This is a genomic window from Alistipes senegalensis JC50, assembly GCF_025145645.1.
GTDB lineage: Bacteria > Bacteroidota > Bacteroidia > Bacteroidales > Rikenellaceae > Alistipes > Alistipes senegalensis.
The window spans coordinates 3,454,539-3,475,760 of the sequence record NZ_CP102252.1 but is presented as its reverse complement, the minus strand read 5'-3'; the positions used below and the strand labels follow the sequence as shown (position 1 = coordinate 3,475,760).

Sequence of the window (21,222 nt, the reverse complement as noted above, 5' to 3'; positions counted from 1 at the left end):
CTTGGCAGAGTCATTAGTTCCACTTGGCATTGTTGACGAAATTGCGCATCTTCTGCGATTCGGCGTCGGGGATGGGCAGATAGTACATGTGCGGCTTCCAGGCCCCCTGGCAATCGTCGGTCAGCGCCCGGCGCGTGTACCGGCGCCCCTTGGGATATTCGGCGCTCACGGACACCTGCTCGACGTACATTCCGTAGAGCGTACGGTTCATATCCGTTTCGACCGTCTTCCAGCGCCGGGAATCGAAGTAATAGTGGTGGCCTTCGAAGGCGAGCTCCACCATGCGCTCGTTGCGGATGCGGTCGCGCAACAGCCGGCTGTCGCCCGCGAACCGGCTCTGTACATCGGGCATGCCGATCCGGCTGCGCACCTTGTTGACGGCCTGCAACGCCGTGAGCGGCAGTCCGGCCGCCGTGCCGCCGGGGCCCGCATACTCGTTGACCGCCTCGGCATAGTTCAGGTAGAGTTCGGCCATGCGGATCAGCGGATCGGAATGGCGATAGGCCGTGTTGCCGCGTTCGCCGTTCCATCCCTTGTTCAGGTAGTAGCCCGTGCGGGTGGTTCCGCGCAGCGGGTCGGCGTCCCACTCGGCCCCGAAATTCTTGTCATTGCCGATCTTGGTCTTGGGCCATGTACCCTTGGTGTCTCTGTATATGTTGACCATGACGTTTTTCGAACCGACTTTCGACCCGTCGTGCAGGATCGTCAGGTCGAAACGCGGATCGCGGTCGGCATAGGGGTCCTGATCGTTGTAGTGCCCCAGAGCGACGGCAGCAGCGCGGTCCTCCTCGGTATCGAGCGGATCGCCCCATATGGTCTCGAAGCGATCGACGAAATTCTGCGTCGGACAGATTCCGCTGGCGTTATTCTGGTTATTGCACTGCGCCCGCCCGTAGCGCCCGTAGAAACGGGAGTTGCTGAGTGCTATATTGCCCACGGAATAACACCACAACTGCTCGTTGGTGTACTGCACGTTCATGAAATTGTCCGTCCACTGCTCCTTGGGCAGCATCTCGAAACCGGCATCCTCGGCCGCGGCGATCGCTTCGCCGCAGGCTTCGGCGGCAAGACGCCAATCCTCCTCCCCCAGCGCGTTGTGCAGCGGACTGGCGGCATAGAGCAGGGCGCGGCCTTTCATCGCCAGCGCGGCGCAGCCGTTGGCATACCACATATCGGGCGAGGAGAGGTGTCCGGCCTCGCCGGGACGGGCATCGCGCCGCATCAGCCCCGCAGCCCGGTAATAGTCGGCGGCCCTTCCGAAATCCTCGGCACACCGGACATAGGTGTCGTGGCCCGACAGACGGGCCATGTCCCACTCGTCGTCGGCCCCGAGTTTGGTGTCGATATAGGGCATTCCGCCGAAATAACGGCACAGCGTGAAATGGGCCATGCCGCGGGCGAAATAGGCGCGGGCCAGAAGGTCGTTCCGCTGCACGTCCGTAGCATCCTGCAACATGTCGATATTGGCGATCGAAGTGTTGGTGATGCGGATGATCTCGAACATGACCTTCATGATCGGACGATAGGTCGTAGCCGTTGTCAGACGGTTCGCCGCCTCGTCCGACATCGACCCGGAACGCATGGCCCGGGCCAGCTTGCGCCCGCAGACGCAGGCGTCGGTGATACACCCTTCCAACGTCCAGCGCATGGGTGACTGGTCGATCCAGTAGGGCGCAGCGAGTTTGAGGTTGCGGGCATTGACATTGTTCTCACGATTCGGATATTCCCGCCGATAAGCCGCATCGAGAAAATTGGAGTAGTTCTTATAGGTCGAAAAGATGTCCTCCTCGCTGATTCCCAGATCGGGCGACACGTCGAGATAGTTGCATGCCCCGAATCCGGCCAGCAGCAGAACGATCAGAATGAATTTAATCTTTTTCATGGCTGCATGTTTTAGAAACCGACTTTGACGCCCAGTTTGACCGTCGTCATGAGCGGATAGAATCCCTGGGAGAAATTCGTAGCCATCGGGTTGCCCTCGATCAGGTTGGTCACGGTCCACAGATTGTTGGCCGTCACATAGAAGGTAAGGCTGTTGATCCCGACGCTCTTCTTGAGCCGCTTCCGGTCGAAGGTATAGGCTGCATAGATCTCCTTGATGGTCAGGAAATCGGCCTTGCGCCAGGTGCGTCCCTCGATCGCAACGTCGTATCCCGAGTCCGCAGAACCGCCGCCCCACGAATACATCGACGTACCGAGGGTCATGGTCGAGTGGGAGGCCCCGGGGTTGTCCGGACGCCAGTAGTCGAGCTGCGACTTGTTGACGCGCGGCTCCAGCTTGTTGAACTCGATCTCGAAACTCTTGTTGTAATTGACATACTTGCCCTGATTGCCGTAAAACAGGATGCTGAACTCGAATCCCTTGTAGCCCAGGCCGCCGCGGATCGAATAGATCATCGGAGGATAGGTGCTGCCGTCGATATAGTGGAGGTCCTCGTTGTTGATCGTTCCGTCGCCGTTATAATCCAGAAACTTGTAGCAGCCCGGGAAGACATTGCCGTTCCAGGTATCGGTGTAGCCCGGGTAGGTGTGGATGTCGTTGACCGAGGTGTAATAGCCTCCATCGACCAGCTTGGTACCCGTGCGCTGCCCCTGATAGGCGGAACCGGCGTATTTCTGATAATCGGGCATATAGGGCGCATCCTCGTACTCGGTGATCCGGTTTTCGTTGAAGCTCGCCATCAGATCGATGTTGTAACGCAGCCCGTAACGGGTCGTACGCCGGAATCCCAGTTCGACTTCAATGCCGTGCTTCTTCATTTCGCCGTGGTTCACCTGCTTGAAAGAGGTTCCCACCAGAATGGGAACGACCGGCGCCACCAGCATGTCTTTCCGCTTCTCGTCGAAGAGATCGACGCTGAGCGTCAGCTGGCTGTCGAGCCATCCCATTTCGATGCCCAGATCGCGCTTGCGCGCCGTCTCCCACCGCGCCTCGTCGTTGGCCACGGCATCCTCGGCATAATAGCCGTCATCGCCCTTCGTATAAGAGCTGTAATAGAGCCACCGGCTCGATGTCTGGTCGTTGCCGACCAGACCGTCGGAGTAGCGCAGCTTGAATTTGTTCCACCACGGCAGGGCCTCTTTCCAGAAGCGCTCCTGCGACAGCACGTAACCCACGGCCACCGACGGGAAGAATCCGTAGCGGTTCTTGGGCGAGAACTGCTCGGAACCGGTGTAGCCGATGTTGGCCTCCAGCAGGTATTTGTGGCCGAAATCGTAGGTGACGCGGCCCACGAGCCCCTGCGTGCGGTAGGCATAGTCGGTCTGCTTGAGGTTTTCGCGCTGGTTGAACAGCACGAGCGCCGAAACGCTGTGGCGGCCGAATTTGCGGTCGTAGTTGATCGACCCCTCCCAATAGAAGGTCGAGTAGTAGGTGTTCTGCAAATCACCCTGCGAAACGCTGTAAATCGGGTCTTCGTAGAGCGAATCGGAGCTGAAATTGAGCCGCGTCCACGGATTTCCCGTCCCCGACTCATAGGCGTCCCAGTCGATCTGGAACTGGGGATAAACCTGCTCGGCCTTCTGCGACACGCGCGAATAATAGGTGCTGAGCGACGCCTTGGCACTGACCGACAGGCCCTCGGTGACGAAATCGAGATTCTGTTTCAGAATAACGTCGGTGAAGAGTTTGTTCCGCGTCGTCTGCTGAAAATCGGCGGCGCTGAGCGTCGCATAGGGATTCTTCCAGAAGACGGAGCCCTCGGCATAAGAGAGCCGGGTCCCCGAAGCCCGGGGATAGTCCGGGTCGGGAATCTCGTCCAGCACCCACCCCGGGAAATAGGCCGGATACATCATCGGCGAAGCCGAGTAGAACGTGTTGAACAGAGCACCGACGCTCTGATTGTTGGGATTCTGCTTGATGCCCAGCGTTCCGCCCACCTTGACGGCCAGCGACGTGGACTTCGTCGGCTTGAAATCGAGATTCGAACGGTAGTTGATACGATCGTAGGTAAAGGTCGTATTCTTGTACTCGTGCAGCTGCTTGATGATGGAGCCTTCGTGCATGTAGCCCAACGACACGAAATACTTCACGCGATCGGTGCCGCCCGACATGTTGAAATTGGCGTTGACCGTCGAGGCGCACTTCTTCATCAGCAGGTCGAACCAGTCGTTATCCGGGTAGCGCAGCGCATTGATCCGCGACGAGGGGCTGCGGTACTCCTGCAATTCCCGGTCGGTATAAAGGCTCCAGTCGCCGGTGTTTTTCTTGGCGACATTGAGGAGCTGCGCCGTCGTGTAGGAGGAGATGTGCTCCGGCAGATCGCTCGGAATATCGAGTCCGTATTCGACGGAGAGGTCCATCTTCGGACGCCCCGTCTCGCCCACCTTGGTCGTCACGATGATCACGCCGTTGGCGCCCTTGGCGCCGAACACCGCCGTGGCCGAAGCGTCCTTCAGAACCGAGATCGTCTCGACCTCGTTCGGGTCCAGATCCGCGAAATCACGCTCCACGCCGTCCACGAGGACCAAAGGCGCCGAACCGTTCCAGCTCGAAACGCCGCGGATCAGCAGCGTGGCATCGTTCTCGCCCGGCTGGCCGCTCGACTGGATGCTCGTCACGCCCGACAGCTTGCCCGTCAGGGCATTGGTGATATTCGCCGTGCCCGAATTGACCAGCGATTTGTTATCGACCTGCGAGATGGCGCCCACGACGCTCTCCTTGCGCTGAACGCCGTAGCCCACGACCACAACGTCGTCGATCTTCGTCGCGGAATCGGTCAGGACGATACGAAGAGGCAGGGAACTTTGCCCGACGGAAATCTCTTCCGTATTGTACCCCAGGAATGATACGATAAGAATGGAATTGTCAGGGACCGAGAGTTGGAAATGTCCCTTGGTGTCGGTGAGAACGCCGCCCAGATCGGGTCGGTTCTTCACCGAAACGGTAGCGCCCGGAACCGGCTTGCCGTCGGGGGTGGTCACATCACCCGATACGGCCCGTTTTTGGCTTGTTTTTTGTTGGGGGGGGGAGTTTGGGCCCTCGCCACAGACCCCGCGGCAAACGGATTCATGAGCAGGCCCGCAAGCAATGCGAAGGCCCACAGGAATCTACCGGATTGGATGCGACGCTCACAATACGATACTTTCATTGTCTTGGTTTTTCATAGGTTAGAATTTGTTTGCTGGCATGTAATCACATACATACGAAGTTTCACGGGAACGGAGCCCTCATCCATCGGATTTATTCATAAGCACATCGTTTGAAGGTTAATCGAGTTGTCGGTAGCGAAGCAGCGCTTCGAGAAAATAGTAGTCCGCATAGATGATCGGCACGTCTACCTGGCTTCCCTTGGGTTTGTGGCCCACGCTGTGCGAGAGCAGGAACCCGTGCGCAGAGCCCGCGGCGTTCAGGTAGCGGTCCGAAGAGAGGCTCCGCAGAATCCGGCGTGCGGCGCGCACGTAACGGCGCGACTGTTCACGCGGGACATACTCCGAAAGTTCGAGCAGCCCCGAGGCGATGACGGCGCCCGCCGAGGCGTCGCGCTCTTCGCCCGGACGGTCGAAATCCCAGTACGGAACCCCGTCCTTGGGGAGATTCGGGTGGTTGAGAATATACTCCGCGCTCTTCACGGCACGGGCCAGATAACGCGCGTCGCCCGTCTCGCGGTAGCACATCGTAAAGCCGTAGAGGCCCCAGCTCTGACCGCGGGCCCACGCCGAAGTCGAAGAATAGCCCTGACCGCCGCGGTGCTCGCGCACACGGCCCGTGGCGGAGTCGTAAACGACGATGTGATAAGCGCTCCCGTCCTCGCGGAAATGGTTGCGAAGCGTCGTGTTGGCATGGGCGACGGCGACATCGCGGAACCGCGGATCGCCCGTCAGCCGGCTCGCCTCGAAAAGCATTTCCAGATTCATCATGTTGTCGATGATCACCAAATAGGGGTCCGGCTGGCGGTTCTTGTTGTCCCACGAACGAATCAGCCCCACTTTGGGATCGAAACGCTTCAGCAGCGTCTCCGACGTTTCCACCAACAGCCGCTCATAAGCCTTGTCGCCGGTAAGCCTCAACCCGAGACCCACCGGACAGCCGACCATGAAGCCCAGGTCGTGGGTACGTTCGTAAGACGAAAGCCCCGCAAGGGCCGCCGTGCGGCGACGGGCGCGCCAAAGCCACGAGGGGTCCTGCGTTTCGCCGTAAAGGAGCCACAGGGTGCCCGGGAAAAAGCCGCTCACCCAGCTGCGGATGCTTTTCAGCTCAAGGGCGCCCGCACGGTCCAGACTCGTCGGGTAGAGCGTCGTATCCGTAAGTTCGGAATCCAGCTGCGCCGCCTGGACGCAGGCGCGGTCCAGCGACCGGCGGACAAAACGCTGTGCGAACGATTCCGAAACGACAAGAGTCGCCGACAAACAACAAAAGAGAACAAAGAGAGGTTTCTTCATACAATACCTATTAATCTATTAGATAATCCGTTTATCCCGAAACAGACGGCCGATCAGCGGCGGCCGCGATTTGTTTTCAGGATTAATTTTGGTTAACCAATGCAAATAAAGCACAAAAAGATTATAAAAGCAAATAAATGCAAATAAAAATATTCAAAAAGAAATCACAATGCGATCTTTTCATATAATATATGGAATCCCCCTACCGCGTTCCTTCCGACCGGACGCTTCCGGTCCGTTTTGAAACAGAGAAACATGCGGCATGCGTCCGTAGGGAATAATCCGGACCTTATCTTTTGCACGCAAATTTTACGAACCGGCCCATTCAGCGCATTTTTCGTCCAAAATGATATAAATAAAAACCCGTTGGTTGAATTAAAAAGTTAGTAAAATGACAAATGAAAGGTTGTGCATATTTCTGGTTTTTAGTAACTTAATAGCATCCAAACTATTGAGTTCAAACCGTCGTATGCACAACTTCATCGAAAAATTCACAAAAATCAACGACATCTGCAAGAAATTTGCAGGAAATCGTGTAAATGAACATGGCAATGTATCTCGCCGTGGAGTTATTCCCACCTTTTCTGATTTGGAAGTTATAGCTCTTTCTCTTACAGCCGAAGCATTCGGTTATGACAGCGAGAACAACCTCTTTAAGAGATTGGCTGAATCTCCCGAACATATCCCTAACCTTATATCCAGAAGACAGTTCAACGTCCGTCGCAAACTCACGGCTTGTCTTGCAGAAGACATCCGCAGGGATATTGCCAAGAGCATAGACGGTGGGGAAAATGTCTTTGTGATAGACTCCAAGCCTGTCAAAGTATGCCAGCTGGCACGAGCCAAGCGTTGCGTTATGGGAAATGATAATCCGCAAAGCGCACCTTCCAAAGGCTTTTGCGCCTCCCAACAAATGTATTACTATGGGTATAAGCTCCACGCTATCTGTGGAATAAGTGGTGTTATTCACTCTTATGATATAACGGCTGCAAATGTTCATGATATACATTATCTGGATGATGCAAAGTGGGATTATCACGACTGTCTTATGCTTGGAGATAAGGGGTATTTAAGTGCTGAGGTGCAACAAGACCTTTTCGAAACGGCTCATATCAAGCTTGAAGTCCCGTATCGCTTGAACCAAAAGAATTGGAGAAATCCTTCGTGGGCTTACAGGCGTTTCAGGAAGCGAATCGAAACCGTTTTCTCTCAACTTAACGACCAATTCATGATGGTACGCAATTATGCAAAGCAGACAGGCGGACTGTTTACACGTACTGCCGCAAAAATCGCTGCTATGACCGTGCTGCAATACATCAACTTCTGTAACCATCGTAAAATTGGTCTTGTTAAAGATGCTTTATTTTAATTCAACCAACGGGTATAAATAAAATTGTGAATCAATAGCTTTTATTCTTGCAGAAAAAATAGTTTTTTCTGAAATTTGCATGAAATTTCCATATGAGTGTTGTTCAATCTGAAAATTATTTCCTAATTTTGTCTCGTCGTAAATCGACGGACATATTTTTAGAAAGTGTTTTCACTCTGTCCTTACAAAGAAATCTGACAGTTTCAACGTGAATCGGGACAATGAACAGCACTCATTTTCTTGTTTAGATACAACCCAGCCGACCGGAAGTCTCCTCAGCTGCGGCATTTTATCTATACAGGTGTGGGGTAAAGCATCGTTTATTCGATTCAAGGTTTTGTCAGAACCTCTTTGTAGATAAACGAAATCAGCTCCACACTTTCTTTTTGTACAACCACAATGTATAAAACCCCCTTTTGGGAGCTGCGAGGGGGGGGGAAATTGCAGAATACCAGACCGGTATTCGATATGCCGCATATCCTGAGAGCGGCGCGGCATAGGTGAAATTACCCGATGGAAAGATTTCGTACATACAGTCTGCGTTGTGCTGAATCCGTACCCCGGCCGGAGCTGCCCGAGAGGGCTTCCCGACTGCCGGCAGGAAACGGATTCTTTATCCGTATATACCATCTCATCCGCAAGCATGCGCACCGGAGACCGGCAGTCGGCGGACACTCCGCCGACAACCCGTGTGCGCCGATGAATTTAACCGAAAATACGAACATGAGAATCAGGATTCTCCTTTTGCTATGCGCGTCTCTTTGGGCGATGAGCGCCCAAGGGCAGAAAGCGGCGCTGAAAACCAACGTGCTTTACGATGCGTTCATGAACATAAATGTAGGCATGGAGGTCGGTCTTGCTCCCCGGTGGACGCTGGACATCACGGGCGATTTCAACGCCTGGACGCTCTCCCACGACCGGCGCTGGAAACACTGGATCGTGCAGCCCGAGGCGCGGCTATGGTTCTGCGACCGGTTTGCGGGGCATTTCCTGGGTTTTCACGCCCACGGAGGGCAGTATAACGCCGGAGGGCTGAAAAACGGCATCTCATTTCTGGGGTCCGATCTCTCGAAACTCTCCGACTACCGCTATCAGGGCTGGTTCGTCGGCGCCGGAGCAGCCTACGGATATGCCTGGATACTGGGACGGCACTGGAACCTGGAAGCCGAGATCGGCGTGGGCTACGCATACACCCGATACGACCGGTTCCGCTGCGTAGGCTGCGGGAAAAAACTCGAAACGGATAAATCCCATCACTATGTGGGGCCGACCAAGGCGGCCGTCAACCTGGTTTACGTATTCTAAACTTTCGCTGCAATGAAACGAACGGTTTTTCTTCTGTCGCTGCTGTTGGGAATAAGTCCGTCGCTCCGTGCGCAGGAAATCGACGGAGTTTCGGTCGGGAATCTGAAAATGGACCGCAACGGCGAATATCTGTCCGTGAAGATGGACATCGGCCTGTCGAAGCTGGATGTCGAAAGCAATCGCGCCGTGCTGCTGACGCCCCGGCTCGTGAACGGACCGGATTCGCTCGACCTCTCCGCCATCGGCGTCTACGGCCGGCGGCGCTACTACTATTACGTGCGCAACGGCGCGAGCATGCTTTCGGGCGGCGGCGAGATGAGCTATAAGGCTGCCGACAGGCCCGAACAGGTGGCCTACCGGGTCATCGTCCCCTACGCCGCATGGATGAACGGCGCGGCGCTGAGACTCTCCCGCCGGGATTACGGCTGCTGCAATGCGATACTCGCCGCACAGCAGGGAGCGCTGGGGCGTTTCGAGGAGCCCGTACCCTACATTCCCCGGCCGGTCTATGTGCATCCGATGGCCGAAAGCATAAAAAGCCGTTCGCTGGAGGGTTCCGCTTTCATCGACTTTCCGGTGAACCAAACGGTCATCCGTCCCGATTACCGCCGCAACACGGCCGAGCTGAGCAAGATTCAGGCGACCATCGATTCGGTGCGCAACGACCGCGACGTAACGATCACTTCGGTATGGCTCAAAGGATACGCCTCACCGGAAAGCCCCTGGGCGCACAACCGCGATCTGGCCATCGGGCGTACAGCGGCTCTGAAACAACATATCCGGCAGCTCTACCGCTTCGATGAAGGCATCATCGCCACCGACTACGAACCAGAGGACTGGGCGGGGCTCCGCCGCTACGTCGAACAGTCGAACCTCGCCCACCGCGAAGAGATACTCGGCCTGATCGACAGTCCCATCGACCCCGATGCCAAGGAGGCGAAGATCAAACGCACCTACCCCGAAGAATACGACTTCCTGCTGAAAAACTGCTACCCGGCCCTGCGCCATACGGACTACCGGATTTCCTACACGATCCGCACGTTCAGCGATCCGGAGGAGATCAAACGCATCCTGCTCACGCAGCCGCAGAAATTGAGCCTGAACGAATTCTACCTCGCCGCGCAGACCTGCGAACCGGGCACGGACGCGTTCAACGAAATATTCGAAACGGCCGTGCGCATGTATCCCGACGACGAGGTGGCGAACCTCAATGCGGCGAACAGCGCCATGCAGAAAGGCGATCTGAAGAGCGCCGAACGCTATCTGCAAAAAGCCGGGGAATCTCCCGAAGCCCTCTATGCGCGGGGCGCCTACGCCATGCTCACGGAGGAGTACGAAACGGCCGCCGGCTATTTCCGGCAAGCCGAAAAGGCGGGCATACGCGAAGCCGGGGAGGCGCTGGAAGAACTGACAAAAAGAAACGACGAATAACAGAATTTTTCATAATCTAATTCACAAAACCATGAACAGAATTTTTTGGGGAACACTCGTATGCGCAGCGCTTTGCGCTTGTTCCAAAGACCATCCCGCAGACAACGGGAAACCCGTTTTCCTGGGGGACGAAGCCTATCTGAACGTGAACATCGCAGATGCCAGCTCCCTGACGCGCGCCACTTCGGGCGACTCCGATTTCGAATCCAGCAAAGACGAGCACAACGTTACCGACGCCGATTTCTATTTCTACGACGATAACGGCGTGTTCGTCACGCAGGCGAAAGCATGGAACAATGGAGAGGAGAATCCCACCCCCAATGAAAACATCGAATATTTCGGCAATTCGATCATAGTGCTGAAAGGACTCACGCAGAAAAACTTCCCGAAGTATCTGGTAACCGTGCTCAACGCCCCCACCGGATTCGAGCCCGGGATTACCTTGGAGGAGATGCAGGAGAAGCTGTCGGGAGGCATCCAAACCACCGGGAAGGACTTCATCATGAGCACGTCGAGCTACGTGCATGCAGACGGCAGACACTTCGTTACGGAAGTCGAAGAGAAATATTTCAAGCCCGAACCCGTGCCCGATCCGCTGCCCGAGGAGGTCGTGCAGATCTATGTCGAGCGTCTGGCCGTGAAGGTTACGGTAAAAGTTGACGAGACGCAGCTGAAACCGGTGGAGGGCCATCCCGATACCTACACGCTCAGAACGACCGTCGCCGGCAATCCCAACGAAGGAACCGAAATCGGTGCGACCGATCTGTATGTCAAATTCTTGGGCTGGGGCCTGAATGCCACGACGAAAGATTCCCGCATGATGAAGAAAATCGACGCAACGTCGTGGTCGGACACGAAACTCGGATTCAAATGGAACATCTCCGAACTCTTCCGCAGCTACTGGGGCGAGTCGTACAACTACGGCAAGACGGACGGCGCTTACGGAACCGCCGAAGCCAAATACGTGAACTACATCCCGGTGGCTCAGGCCACCATCGCAATGGGCGCCTCCGGCTACTGCGCCGAGAACACCAATTCGTCCGCAATCGTATCGGACAACAATCCTTCGGCGATCACGAGCGTCCTGCTCCAAGCGCAGCTCATGGCCGATCCGGACGGAACGGGCGAACTGAATCTGATCCGTTACAACGGCCTGCTCTACAAAGAAAGCCAGTATCTGGACCACGTACTCGACGTGCTCCAAAAGAAAGGGGACTTGAACGTCTATTACGAGTCGGCCGAAAATACCCTGACGCAGATCGACAAAGAGTACGTCGAACTGGCATCCAACGGCGACGGAACGGTCTACGTGAAAATGAAAACGACCGACACGCCCCTGTACAAACAGATAACGAACGAAAGCGGCGACCCGGACAAGGAGGAGATCACCGATATGACGGATGTGAACAAGACGCTGAAAGACTTCAACGCCGGCACGCCGGCAACCGCCTATCGCGGCGGTCTGATGTACTACAACATCCGCATCGAGCACCTGAACAACAGCGCCGAGACCACCGAAGAGGGCAAGACGGTCATTCCCGAGGCCAAATACGGCGTCGTGCGCAACCACCATTACGTAGTGACCATCAACAGCCTGAGCAAACCGGGCACGGGCGTATTCAGTCCGGACGAAGTGATCATTCCGAGCGAAGATCCCAACAAGGAGACCTATTACGTGGGCGCGAAGATCAACGTGCTTTCGTGGAAGATCGTCAACCAGAACGTACCCCTGTAACCGGAGGGGCCGCATGCGGCTCCCCGGCATGATTCCCGGGCGGAGAAAACCTCCGGCCTCTCCGCCCGGGATCTTCGAACGACGCCGGACCGAGGTTCGGAAGAAGACTAACTAAACAGTGTGACAGAAATGGACATATCGTCTTACATACGCACGGCGGTTTTCAAACTGCTCGTGCTGTCCGTCGGCGGTCTGGCGCTGCCGGGCTGCGACAGCGTGATTTACGACGGCGAAGGCGACTGTTCGGTGAATTACCGGGTGAAGTTCCGCTACGACATGAACCTGAAATTCGCCGACGCATTCGCCAGCGAAGTCGAGTCGGTCACGCTCTATCTGCTCGACAGCGACGGCCGGGTGGCATGGCAGCGCACGGAACGGGGCGAAGCCCTCACGAAGGAGGACTACGCCATGACCGTGGATGTGGCACCGGGAACCTACGACCTGCTGGCGTGGTGCGGATCGACGGACAAAGGCTCGTTCCGGATTCCGGAATCGGACTCCGGGAAGGAACTGACCTGCACGCTGAAACGCGAAAAGGATTCCGACGGATCGGCACACATGCGCGATGACCTCGACCGGCTGTATCACGGTTATCTGCCGGATCAGAATTTCGGCGAGACGGAGGGGACCCACACCTATGTCGTGCCGCTCGTGAAGAACACCAACAACGTCCGCGTCGTCTTGCAGCAGACCTCGGGAGCTCCGCTCGACGAAAAGCGCTTTTCGTTCCGGATCACCGCCGAGAACGGGTGCATGGACTGGGACAACGAACTGCTGCCGGACGAACCCGTAACCTACCATGCCTGGCACAAGCAGTCGGCGACGGCCGGCACGGCACTTCCGGACTTTTCCGGCACCGTCACGTCGGTCAACGCCGTCGTCGCGGAACTGACCACCGCCCGGCTGACGGTACGCGACAAAACCGCCGCTACGGCAGCAGCAGCCGTCGCTGCTGCGGAGAAATTGCCCGAAGAGCGCAAGATGCGGCTGACGGTGCTCGACAACGACACGGGAAAGACCGTAGTGAGTCTTCCGCTGGTGGACTATGCGCTGCTGGTCAAGGGCGAATACCGCCGCAATATGGACGATCAGGAGTTTCTCGACCGGATGGATGAATACAATCTGGTATTCGTGCTCGACCAGAATCACCATTGGGTCAGCATGAGCATCAACATCCATTCGTGGAAACTGGTTTGGCAGAATACGAATATCTGACAATCAACGATTATGCCGTCGAACGGAATCATACGCAGTTTCGCCTTTTTCGCCCTGATCGTCAGCGCGGCCTTCGCGTCGTGCCGCCGCACGGGGAGCGAAGAGGCGGTTCCCGCGCCCGTCACGGACCCGGACGACGTTCGGGTGAGCTTCCGCATCTCGCTCGGCGCAACGAACGGCACCCGTGCCGGAGGCACCCCCGAGGGCGCTTACGACGACGGCACGGGAACCGCATTCGAAAACTGCATCGACCTCCAAAACGAAAACTACCGTTTCTACTTTTTCGACGAGCACGACAAATACCTGTCCGCGTTCCGGCCCGTGCAGCTCACGCCCGCCGGCGACGACACCGACCGTTCGAAGATCTACGAAGTGATCGGAAAAACCGACCGGGCTCTTCCTGCGAAGTTCAAAGTCGTCGCCCTTGCGAACTGGCCGTCCTACCCCGGAACGCCGGAAGAGGGCCGGACGACCATCGAGGAGCTTTGTTCCGCCCCGACCGGCCAATATGCCTACGACGCCCCGTTCATACTCTCCCCCGAGCGGCTGATCCCGATGTACGGGGTCAAAACCTGCGAAGAGATGACCTTCACGCCGGGAGTGCTCACCTATCTGGGAACCGTCCACCTGCTCCGCGCCATGGCCAAGATCGAGGTGAGCTGCCTGACCTCGGGCTGGACGCTCGAATCGGTCACGCTGCGCCGTTACAACGCGGCGGGCTGCTGCGCTCCGAGCGGAGTCTACGATCAGGAGGACTACGTCACGGGCAGCTATGACACGGACTATGCGAAAGAGATACACCTGGTCGGCGGCAGGAACGACGCGGACCTGAAAACGCTCGCATTCCAGGCGGCCGGAGAAAACCGGTTCGTCGTCTACGTCCCCGAATACCGGAACGTCGTGGCCGGAACCGCCGCCCGAAAAGCGGACGACGCCGCAGAAATGCGGCTGCGGTTCAAGGAAACGGGCGACAAGGAGTACCCCGTCGAATTCAAATACTACAACGATCCGCCCGTCGGGAACTCCGTGGGCGATCCGTTCGACATCCGGCGCAACTATTACTACAAATTTTCGATCACGAAAACTTCCGAACCGGACCTCGCCGTGGAGGTGTTTCCCTACGAGCAGATCGAACTCGAACCCGGGTTCGGAATATTGCCCAAAACAGAAGTCAGAATCAGATGAAAAGCAAGGTGATACTCTGCATGCTGCTGAGCGGCATACTGTTCGGCTCCGCTTCCTGTACGCGCGATGACACAGATGCGAACCAGGGCCCTTTCGGCGACGGCGAAAGCCTCGCGTCGCTCGCCGTGACCTTCCATTCGCTGTCGAACGTCCCGCTCGGAAAGACCCGCAGCCTCAAAGGCGACGCGATCGCCGAAATCACCGATGTGTTCGTCGCCTGGTACCGCGAGGACGGCACGCTCGCCGGAAGCAGCTATCACCCCGGCGAACAGCTGAAAATCTCCGACATCCCGCGCAAAGAGAGCCCGACCGAACAGACCACGCAACGCGCCGACTTCGAATGCCGTATCCCCTACGGCCGCTACCGGATTTATGCCGCGGTCAATACGGGCGATCTCTCGACCGACCCCCGCTATGCCTCGCAGATCGCCCGGGAAGCCGATTTCCGGCAGATCACGCTGACCTGGGACACCGACACGAAGAACAACGACCAGATGTCGGGCTATTTCACGGAGGGCGAGCCGACGCCCAGCGCAGTCCGCGGCGAAGCCCCGGTCATTACGATCAACTCGGCCAAACCGGCGCTCCATGCGTGGGTTCGCCGCCTCGCATCGAAAGTCACCATATCGTTCGACACGACGAACCTCTACGAAAATATCTACATCCACATCAAATCGGCGCGGATTCACAACATCCCCCGCACCTGCACGCTGCTCGACCCCAACGATGAAACCCGGATCGCGGACCCCGACGAAGACGTTTGGATCGACGGCGATACGATCGAATACGGAAAGGGCAGCGACTTCAACCTGTGGCCGCGCCTGACCAAAGGCAACAATCCGCTGGGCGGCGATCCGGCCGACCGGGAGCAGCTGCATGCAAACGACGCCCGGTCGCTTTTCTTCTACGAGAACATGCAGGGCAAGGGGAAACTCAAATGGCAGGATGTTTCGGGCGGCAATTCGCAGATCTCCTACCCCGACGGGAACACCCCCGGCAAACCGGGATACCGCGACGATAAGCCATGCGGCACATACATCGAGGTCGAGGGATTCTACATCTCGAACACGGCGGAGAACCCCGGAAAAGGGCGGATTTTCTACCGCTTCATGCTCGGCAAGAACGCCGACGACGACTATAACGCCGAACGGAACTTCCACTACAAGCTCACGATGCGCTTTCAGGGCAACGCCAACGACGTGGACTGGCACATCGACTACAACGAAGAGCCCGGCATCTATGTCCCCAACCCCTATTTCATCTCCTACCTCTACGACCACTCGATGATGCTGCCCGTGAAGATCAAGGGCAAACCCGTGGGCAATCTGAAGGCCGAGATCATCGAAAACGACTGGAGGCCCTACAACGCCGGAGAGGAATTCACCTATTACCGCGGGGAAGTCTACACGATGAGCGGAAACCCGAACGGAAGCCCGGCGAGCAATGCCGATCTCGACAATCCCAAAATCAAGGACGGCCCGTGGAACGGATTCCTCTCGCTGGCCGCGACCCATATCAACTGGATCGGCCGGGACGTGGACTACTGGAAAGGATACAACTATTTCTATTGGAAGCAGAAGGATTTCGGAGACGACTTGGCGCAATTCAGCAGCGTGCTGCTCGACAACGAAAGAGGCCAATCGCCGCGCGGATACCGCGAATACGACATCTCCCGAGACGGAACGATCGACGGCGGGAACGACGGCGACTATATCGTTTCGACCGACGAAGCGGAAGGAAAAACCGTCCTTCAGATTCCATGTTATACCCGGGCATTGCAGTTGACGGACAAGACCGGATTCTCGGGCAACAACTCTTATTTCTCATACCGCCGCTCCGCAAAGGTAAGACTGACGGTCCAGCTGGAAGGACTCGACGAGCCCGCGGTGGATACCGTGACGATTTTCCAGGTCCGCCGCATCATCAACCCCAAGGGCATCTACCGCCGGCACGATAACGATGCGTCGTTCAAGGTGGTACTCACCCACCGCCAGAACGAGGCCGCGACCCAATACCTGCCTTTCGAATCGGAGGGTCCCTGGGACGCCACGGTCGAAGTCGGCAAAGAGTGGATAAAGATCAACGGTGTGCTGGGCGGTTCGGCACGGGGAGCCACCGGCTCCGAAGTCCAGTTCACCTATCAGCCCGACGGCACGATCCCCGAAGACCAATGCCGTTTCGGGATCATCCTGGTGCGTTACCACAACTATTCCTGCTACCACCGCATCTTCGTGCGCCAGGGATACGCCCCCGCCCAGATCGCAGGCACCGCCAAGTGGCACTGTTTCAATCTGTGCTACGAAAACACGGAAGCGAAGTCGCCGTGCGAGGAGGGATCGCTTTTCCGCTACGGCAACATCGCCCAGCCCATCGACGCGGTCAACAACGTGTTCGACGATTTCAAGGATCATGCGACGACCGAATTCAAACTCGCACCCGCAAGTTCGGGAAAGACCGGAACCTGGACCGCCGTCGCGGGAAAAACGCAGATAACGAGCCGGTCGCACGGCTCGGCCGGATTCAGCGACCTGAATCAGACCATCGGCAACAGCGTTTGTCACGTGGCCACATACGACGATTTCTACACGCTGCAAATGAACTGTCAGTTCGCCTACGGAGTGCTCTACGGCGACGCCTCCACCGAAACCAACTTCGATGTCAAGGAGATTTACACCCATGCCTACTACAACGACAGCAACAAAAACAAGGGCATGCGCGGCTGTTTCGTCTACAACCCCAAAGGCAGTCTGAATTCGGGCGGCGAAGGCGCCAACCTGTTCTTCCCGGTCGGAGTCTCCGGATACGGACGGCGCAAGAACTGCGCACAGGAGGGCGGCAAGTTCGGTGTATTGCGCTATGCCACCCGCGGAGCGCTCTATACCTCCTCGGATGTCCATTACCGCCCGATGTTCTACACCATCTCCACTAATTTCGGGGCGATCTACTGGCTCAACCAGAAACAGAACGGTATTTCGGCATGGGACATAAACGTGTCCACGTACGATTTCAACCAATTCGAAAACAATGCCTTTCTGACTGGCGACTGGAGTACAGGCGGGGAGACAGAGACAAATATAAGCGACGCCTGTTTCGTGCGTCTGGTGGAATAGCGGCCGCAAAGGCCCCGTCCCCGAACGGAGGACGGCATTCCGAAAACACCCCTCCGCAGAAAACGGAGGGGTGTTTCATACATCGTTCGTCGGAGTGACAGGATTCGAACCTGCGACCCTCTGGTCCCAAACCAGATACGCTACCGGACTGCGCTACACTCCGAAACAACGGTCGTAAAAAAGAAAAAAGCAGACCACCTCATGGGCAGTCTGCCGATTTGTCGGGGAGACTGGATTCGAACCAGCGACCTCCAACTCCCGAAGCTGGCGCGCTAACCGGACTGCGCTACACCCCGAACAAGTGCCCTTATCATTTAAGAGCGCACAAAGATAAGCCGAAAATCCGAAAAGTCAAAATTTATTCGTAAAAATTTTGCCCTTTCGCCGAAGCGGGGCGCCATTTACAGCCGCTTGTAGTGGCAATAGAGCAGCTCCCCGTCGTCGCCGCGCAGGTGCATGCCCCCTCCCAGGCAGTAGCGGAACATCCGGCAGTCGGCACATTCGCCCTTGCGCGCCCACTCGCGGTTGCGGAACGGCCCGAAGCGGTTCTGCCACACGTCCCAGAATTTATCCCGGTAGATATTGCCCTGATGGTAGTTGGCGCGGATCGACGTACACCCCGAGATCGCTCCATCGACGCGGATCGAAGCCACCGAAACGCCCGCGGCACACTGGTAGAACTGGTCGCGGACCTCGGCCTCGTAGCCGCCCAGAAATCCCTCGCAGGCATAGCTGGCGTCGATGCGCCCTTCGCGGCGGGTGCGTACGATGAACTCCAGCATCTCGCGGAACTGCGCATCGGTCATCCGCAGCGTCGGGTCGTTCTTGGCACGCCCCATCGGAAAGATCGAGAAGAGCCGCCAATGGCGCACCCCCTCGGCGATCAGCATGTCGCGGAAAGCCTCCAGCTGCGGGACCATAGCTCCCGTGACGCACGTCACCACATCGTACGACAGCGACGGTTCGCGCACGACCATCCGCACGGCGTCCAGCGCCCGGTCGTAACTGCGGGCATGGCCGCGGATGTAGTTGTGCTCGCGCTCGAAGCCGTCGAGGCTCACCGAGACCGACCGCAGGCCGGCATCCAGCAGGCGCCGGAAACGCTCCGGGGTCAGAGCCATGCCGTTGGTCACCATCCCCCACGGATAGCCGCGGCGCGTGACCTCGGCGCCGGCCTCCTCCAGGTCCGCACGCACCAGCACCTCGCCGCCCGAAAAGATGATCAACACGTCGGCGGGATCGACATGGGGCGTCACCTCCTCGTCAAGGACCTTCAGGAAATCGGCCAGCGGCATGTCGGCGACGCCGGGGTCCACGCGGCAGTCGCTGCCGCAATGGCGGCAGGAGAGGTTGCAGCGCAACGTACACTCCCAGAAAAGCGTATCAAGACGGTGTTCGCGCACCGTCGAAGCATAGAGATCGGAGAAAATATCGAGGGCCAGCCGTTTGCGAAGCCCCAGTCTGCGGCCCGACATGGCCTACTTCCCGGAGGGCGTCGGAGCCTCCTCGCGGGGCTGTTCGGCAACCGGAGGCAGCGAATCGGGATGCTGGCGCTCCATACGTTTGATACGGATGCTGTCGGGAACCCGCACGCCGTACATGACCACGATGCGGGGATTGGACGGACCGGGTTCGACCTTCACGTCGGAGGTCTCGTCCTTGTCCTTGGGTGCGTTCTTCACCGACGAGCAGGCCGCGGAGAATCCCAGAAGGGCCGCCAGCGCGAGTTTCAGTTTTCTGTTCATAACGCCAAGCTGTTAGAGATTCACAGCACAAAGATACGAATAAGCGAGGGCAATGTCAAATTTATTTGAACATTGCCGAGCGGGAGTATCTAAGACAAGGTCAAAGATACGAAGAAAATCGGATAAAACGGGCGAACGGGGCGTAATAATGTAAGTTGTTGAAATGCAGAATCGCAATGGGTAGAACCTCAGTCCCTTGCCGAATGACCGAAATGCAGGATTTCGAGGAGTAGAGCGAGGGATTCGTTACTTATCCGTTGCCTTTTTCGGTCGTGGAAGAGGCTGTCGGGGCTTTGATTCCGACCTCCGAAAACGGTTCTGTACTTCGAGGAACACCGTTTTTCTCACGAAACTCTACGACAAAGATAGTCGTTTTATTCGGAGTTTCGCTAAAAGACGGTTTCCGATGTGAGGGCATAGTATCTTATTCTATGTTCCGCTTCGTTTTTCATAGCTTCAAATAGCTCTATATCAACTAATTTTGTAAACGGTTAATAGAGTTATGAATCAAGAAGACGTAAAGGTTACGTTCTACCTGAAAAAGAACGAAACGGACAATGCGGGTCGTTGCCCCGTCATGGGTCGTTTGACTGTCGGCCGTTCGGAAAGCGTGTTCAGCGCAAAGATGCTTGCACCAAGCTCGCTATGGACATCGGGGCGTGCCAAAGGCAAAAGCGCCGAGGCCGTCGAAATCAATCGTCGGTTGGACGAACTGCGGGCTTCGGCTATCAGTATCTATCGCGAGCAGTCTGCCGTTCGTGAACGGATAACGGCCGAGGAGGTCAAATGCCTGCTGTTGGGCATGGCTTTCGGGCAGGAAACGCTACTCGGGTACTTCCGCTCGTTCATCGAGCATTTCGAGCAACGAGTAGGTGTGAATCGCACGGCCAAGTCGGCTCGCACCTATCGTTGCGCCTGCGAACACGTCGGGCGATTCCTATCAGAGCGGCTTCGGCTGTCGGATATTCCTTTTTCGACTTTGGATCGGTCGTTCATCGACAAATTCGACCTGTACCTACGCACGGAGCGGCAGTTAGCTCCGAACACGATCGTGCTATATATGTCGCGCCTGCATACAGTGGTCAACAAAGCCATCGCCGCAGGCATTATCACCGCCGATCCGTTTGCCGGCTACGAACCTCCGCGTCCCGAACACAAACGACGCTATCTCACGCGCGAGGAGTTGCAGCGGCTGATGACTACGCCGCTTTCTGTGCCGAGGCTCTACCTCGTCCGCGATCTGTTTCTCTTTTCCTGCTATACGGGGATCAGCTACGGCGATATGTGCCGATTGACTACCGCGAACCTCGAAACGTCCGAAAACGGAACAGTATGGGTCAAAGCCGCACGAGAGAAAACAGGAGTAAGTTTCGAGATACCGCTGCTCGACCTGCCTCGCCACATCATCAATAAGTATCGCGATATAATGCCCGATGGCAGGTTACTTCCTATGTACGGGAACTCGGAGTTGAACAAGGAACTGAAACTTCTTGCCACTGTTTGCGGCATCGACCGTAAGCTGACCTTTCATATGGCCCGCCATACCTACGCGACGGAAATCACGCTCTCGCACGGCGTGCCGATGGAGACAGCCAGCCGCATGTTGGGACACAGCCGCGTCGATACGACCCAAATCTACGCCCAAGTGACCGATAATAAAATCGACGCTGACACGCAGGCTCTCGACGAACGGATTGCAGAACGGTTTACGGTAGCGATTTAATGACATTTAATTTGCATGGTGAT

Annotated in this window: 13 protein-coding genes and 2 tRNA genes; 8 read left to right on the top strand and 7 right to left on the bottom strand. The window is 56.9% G+C overall.

Going from position 1 to position 21,222, the window contains the following annotated elements; translation table 11 throughout:
• Positions 1-13: 13 nt before the first annotated feature.
• The 3 genes from NQ519_RS13910 to NQ519_RS13900 form a co-directional block, all read right to left on the bottom strand.
• The gene (locus NQ519_RS13910; protein ID WP_019150557.1) at positions 14-1,882 is read right to left on the bottom strand and encodes a RagB/SusD family nutrient uptake outer membrane protein; all 1,869 of its coding nucleotides are present in this window, start codon (positions 1,880-1,882) and stop codon (positions 14-16) included.
• Positions 1,883-1,893: 11 nt separating this feature from the next.
• Entirely contained in the window at positions 1,894-5,043 is a 3,150-nt protein-coding gene (locus NQ519_RS13905) for a SusC/RagA family TonB-linked outer membrane protein (protein ID WP_227901090.1), read from the bottom strand.
• A gap of 165 nt (positions 5,044-5,208) precedes the next feature.
• Positions 5,209-6,381, bottom strand: coding sequence for a glycoside hydrolase family 88 protein (locus tag NQ519_RS13900; RefSeq protein WP_026076478.1), 1,173 nt, complete (start codon positions 6,379-6,381; stop codon positions 5,209-5,211).
• Positions 6,382-6,772: 391 nt separating this feature from the next.
• Here NQ519_RS13900 and NQ519_RS13895 point away from each other — a divergent pair, with 391 nt between their 5' ends.
• The 7 genes from NQ519_RS13895 to NQ519_RS13865 all read left to right on the top strand — a co-directional run bounded on the left by NQ519_RS13895 (position 6,773) and on the right by NQ519_RS13865 (position 17,731).
• Positions 6,773-7,750 carry an IS982 family transposase gene (locus NQ519_RS13895; RefSeq protein WP_009598283.1) on the top strand — a complete coding sequence of 326 codons (978 nt, stop codon included), beginning with the start codon at positions 6,773-6,775 and terminating at the stop codon, positions 7,748-7,750.
• 723 nt (positions 7,751-8,473) lie between these two features.
• Positions 8,474-9,055 carry a DUF3575 domain-containing protein gene (locus tag NQ519_RS13890; RefSeq protein ID WP_044118723.1) on the top strand — a complete coding sequence of 194 codons (582 nt, stop codon included), beginning with the start codon at positions 8,474-8,476 and terminating at the stop codon, positions 9,053-9,055.
• Positions 9,056-9,067: 12 nt separating this feature from the next.
• Entirely contained in the window at positions 9,068-10,486 is a 1,419-nt protein-coding gene (locus tag NQ519_RS13885) for a DUF3868 domain-containing protein (RefSeq protein ID WP_019150561.1), read from the top strand.
• 31 nt (positions 10,487-10,517) lie between these two features.
• Positions 10,518-12,221: an Mfa1 family fimbria major subunit gene (locus NQ519_RS13880; protein ID WP_019150562.1), complete on the top strand. Its 1,704-nt coding sequence runs from the start codon at positions 10,518-10,520 to the stop codon at positions 12,219-12,221.
• 129 nt (positions 12,222-12,350) lie between these two features.
• Complete coding sequence (locus NQ519_RS13875) at positions 12,351-13,436, top strand: FimB/Mfa2 family fimbrial subunit (RefSeq protein ID WP_019150563.1); 1,086 nt, start codon at positions 12,351-12,353, stop codon at positions 13,434-13,436.
• 12 nt (positions 13,437-13,448) lie between these two features.
• Positions 13,449-14,621 carry a hypothetical protein gene (locus NQ519_RS13870; protein ID WP_019150564.1) on the top strand — a complete coding sequence of 391 codons (1,173 nt, stop codon included), beginning with the start codon at positions 13,449-13,451 and terminating at the stop codon, positions 14,619-14,621.
• Entirely contained in the window at positions 14,618-17,731 is a 3,114-nt protein-coding gene (locus NQ519_RS13865; RefSeq protein ID WP_019150565.1) for a DUF4906 domain-containing protein, read from the top strand. Before NQ519_RS13870 ends, NQ519_RS13865 begins: the two co-directional genes overlap by 4 nt.
• A gap of 89 nt (positions 17,732-17,820) precedes the next feature.
• Here NQ519_RS13865 and NQ519_RS13860 read toward each other — a convergent pair.
• From NQ519_RS13860 to NQ519_RS13845, 4 genes are all read right to left on the bottom strand, one after another.
• Positions 17,821-17,894: transfer RNA gene (locus tag NQ519_RS13860), tRNA-Pro, on the bottom strand.
• A gap of 58 nt (positions 17,895-17,952) precedes the next feature.
• A tRNA-Pro gene (locus tag NQ519_RS13855) sits at positions 17,953-18,027 on the bottom strand.
• Between the two features lie 105 nt (positions 18,028-18,132).
• Complete coding sequence (locus NQ519_RS13850) at positions 18,133-19,206, bottom strand: TIGR04133 family radical SAM/SPASM protein (RefSeq protein ID WP_019150566.1); 1,074 nt, start codon at positions 19,204-19,206, stop codon at positions 18,133-18,135.
• Positions 19,207-19,209: 3 nt separating this feature from the next.
• On the bottom strand, positions 19,210-19,476 hold the full coding sequence (locus NQ519_RS13845; RefSeq protein ID WP_019150567.1) for a hypothetical protein: 267 nt from the start codon (positions 19,474-19,476) through the stop codon (positions 19,210-19,212).
• Positions 19,477-19,978: 502 nt separating this feature from the next.
• Between NQ519_RS13845 and NQ519_RS13840 the strand changes: the two genes are divergently transcribed.
• Positions 19,979-21,199: a site-specific integrase gene (locus NQ519_RS13840; protein ID WP_019150568.1), complete on the top strand. Its 1,221-nt coding sequence runs from the start codon at positions 19,979-19,981 to the stop codon at positions 21,197-21,199.
• Positions 21,200-21,222: the final 23 nt, after the last annotated feature.

Excerpts from the sequence above, each read along its gene's own strand:
- NQ519_RS13840 (WP_019150568.1), top strand. The coding sequence starts at position 19,979 with ATGAATCAAGAAGACGTAAAGGTTACGTTCTACCTGAAAAAGAACGAA.
- NQ519_RS13900 (WP_026076478.1), bottom strand. The coding sequence starts at position 6,381 with ATGAAGAAACCTCTCTTTGTTCTCTTTTGTTGTTTGTCGGCGACTCTT.
- NQ519_RS13910 (WP_019150557.1), bottom strand. The coding sequence starts at position 1,882 with ATGAAAAAGATTAAATTCATTCTGATCGTTCTGCTGCTGGCCGGATTC.
- NQ519_RS13870 (WP_019150564.1), top strand. The coding sequence starts at position 13,449 with ATGCCGTCGAACGGAATCATACGCAGTTTCGCCTTTTTCGCCCTGATC.
- NQ519_RS13845 (WP_019150567.1), bottom strand. The coding sequence starts at position 19,476 with ATGAACAGAAAACTGAAACTCGCGCTGGCGGCCCTTCTGGGATTCTCC.
- NQ519_RS13865 (WP_019150565.1), top strand. The coding sequence starts at position 14,618 with ATGAAAAGCAAGGTGATACTCTGCATGCTGCTGAGCGGCATACTGTTC.
- NQ519_RS13880 (WP_019150562.1), top strand. The coding sequence starts at position 10,518 with ATGAACAGAATTTTTTGGGGAACACTCGTATGCGCAGCGCTTTGCGCT.
- NQ519_RS13850 (WP_019150566.1), bottom strand. The coding sequence starts at position 19,206 with ATGTCGGGCCGCAGACTGGGGCTTCGCAAACGGCTGGCCCTCGATATT.
- NQ519_RS13890 (WP_044118723.1), top strand. The coding sequence starts at position 8,474 with ATGAGAATCAGGATTCTCCTTTTGCTATGCGCGTCTCTTTGGGCGATG.
- NQ519_RS13885 (WP_019150561.1), top strand. The coding sequence starts at position 9,068 with ATGAAACGAACGGTTTTTCTTCTGTCGCTGCTGTTGGGAATAAGTCCG.
- NQ519_RS13895 (WP_009598283.1), top strand. The coding sequence starts at position 6,773 with ATGACAAATGAAAGGTTGTGCATATTTCTGGTTTTTAGTAACTTAATA.
- NQ519_RS13875 (WP_019150563.1), top strand. The coding sequence starts at position 12,351 with ATGGACATATCGTCTTACATACGCACGGCGGTTTTCAAACTGCTCGTG.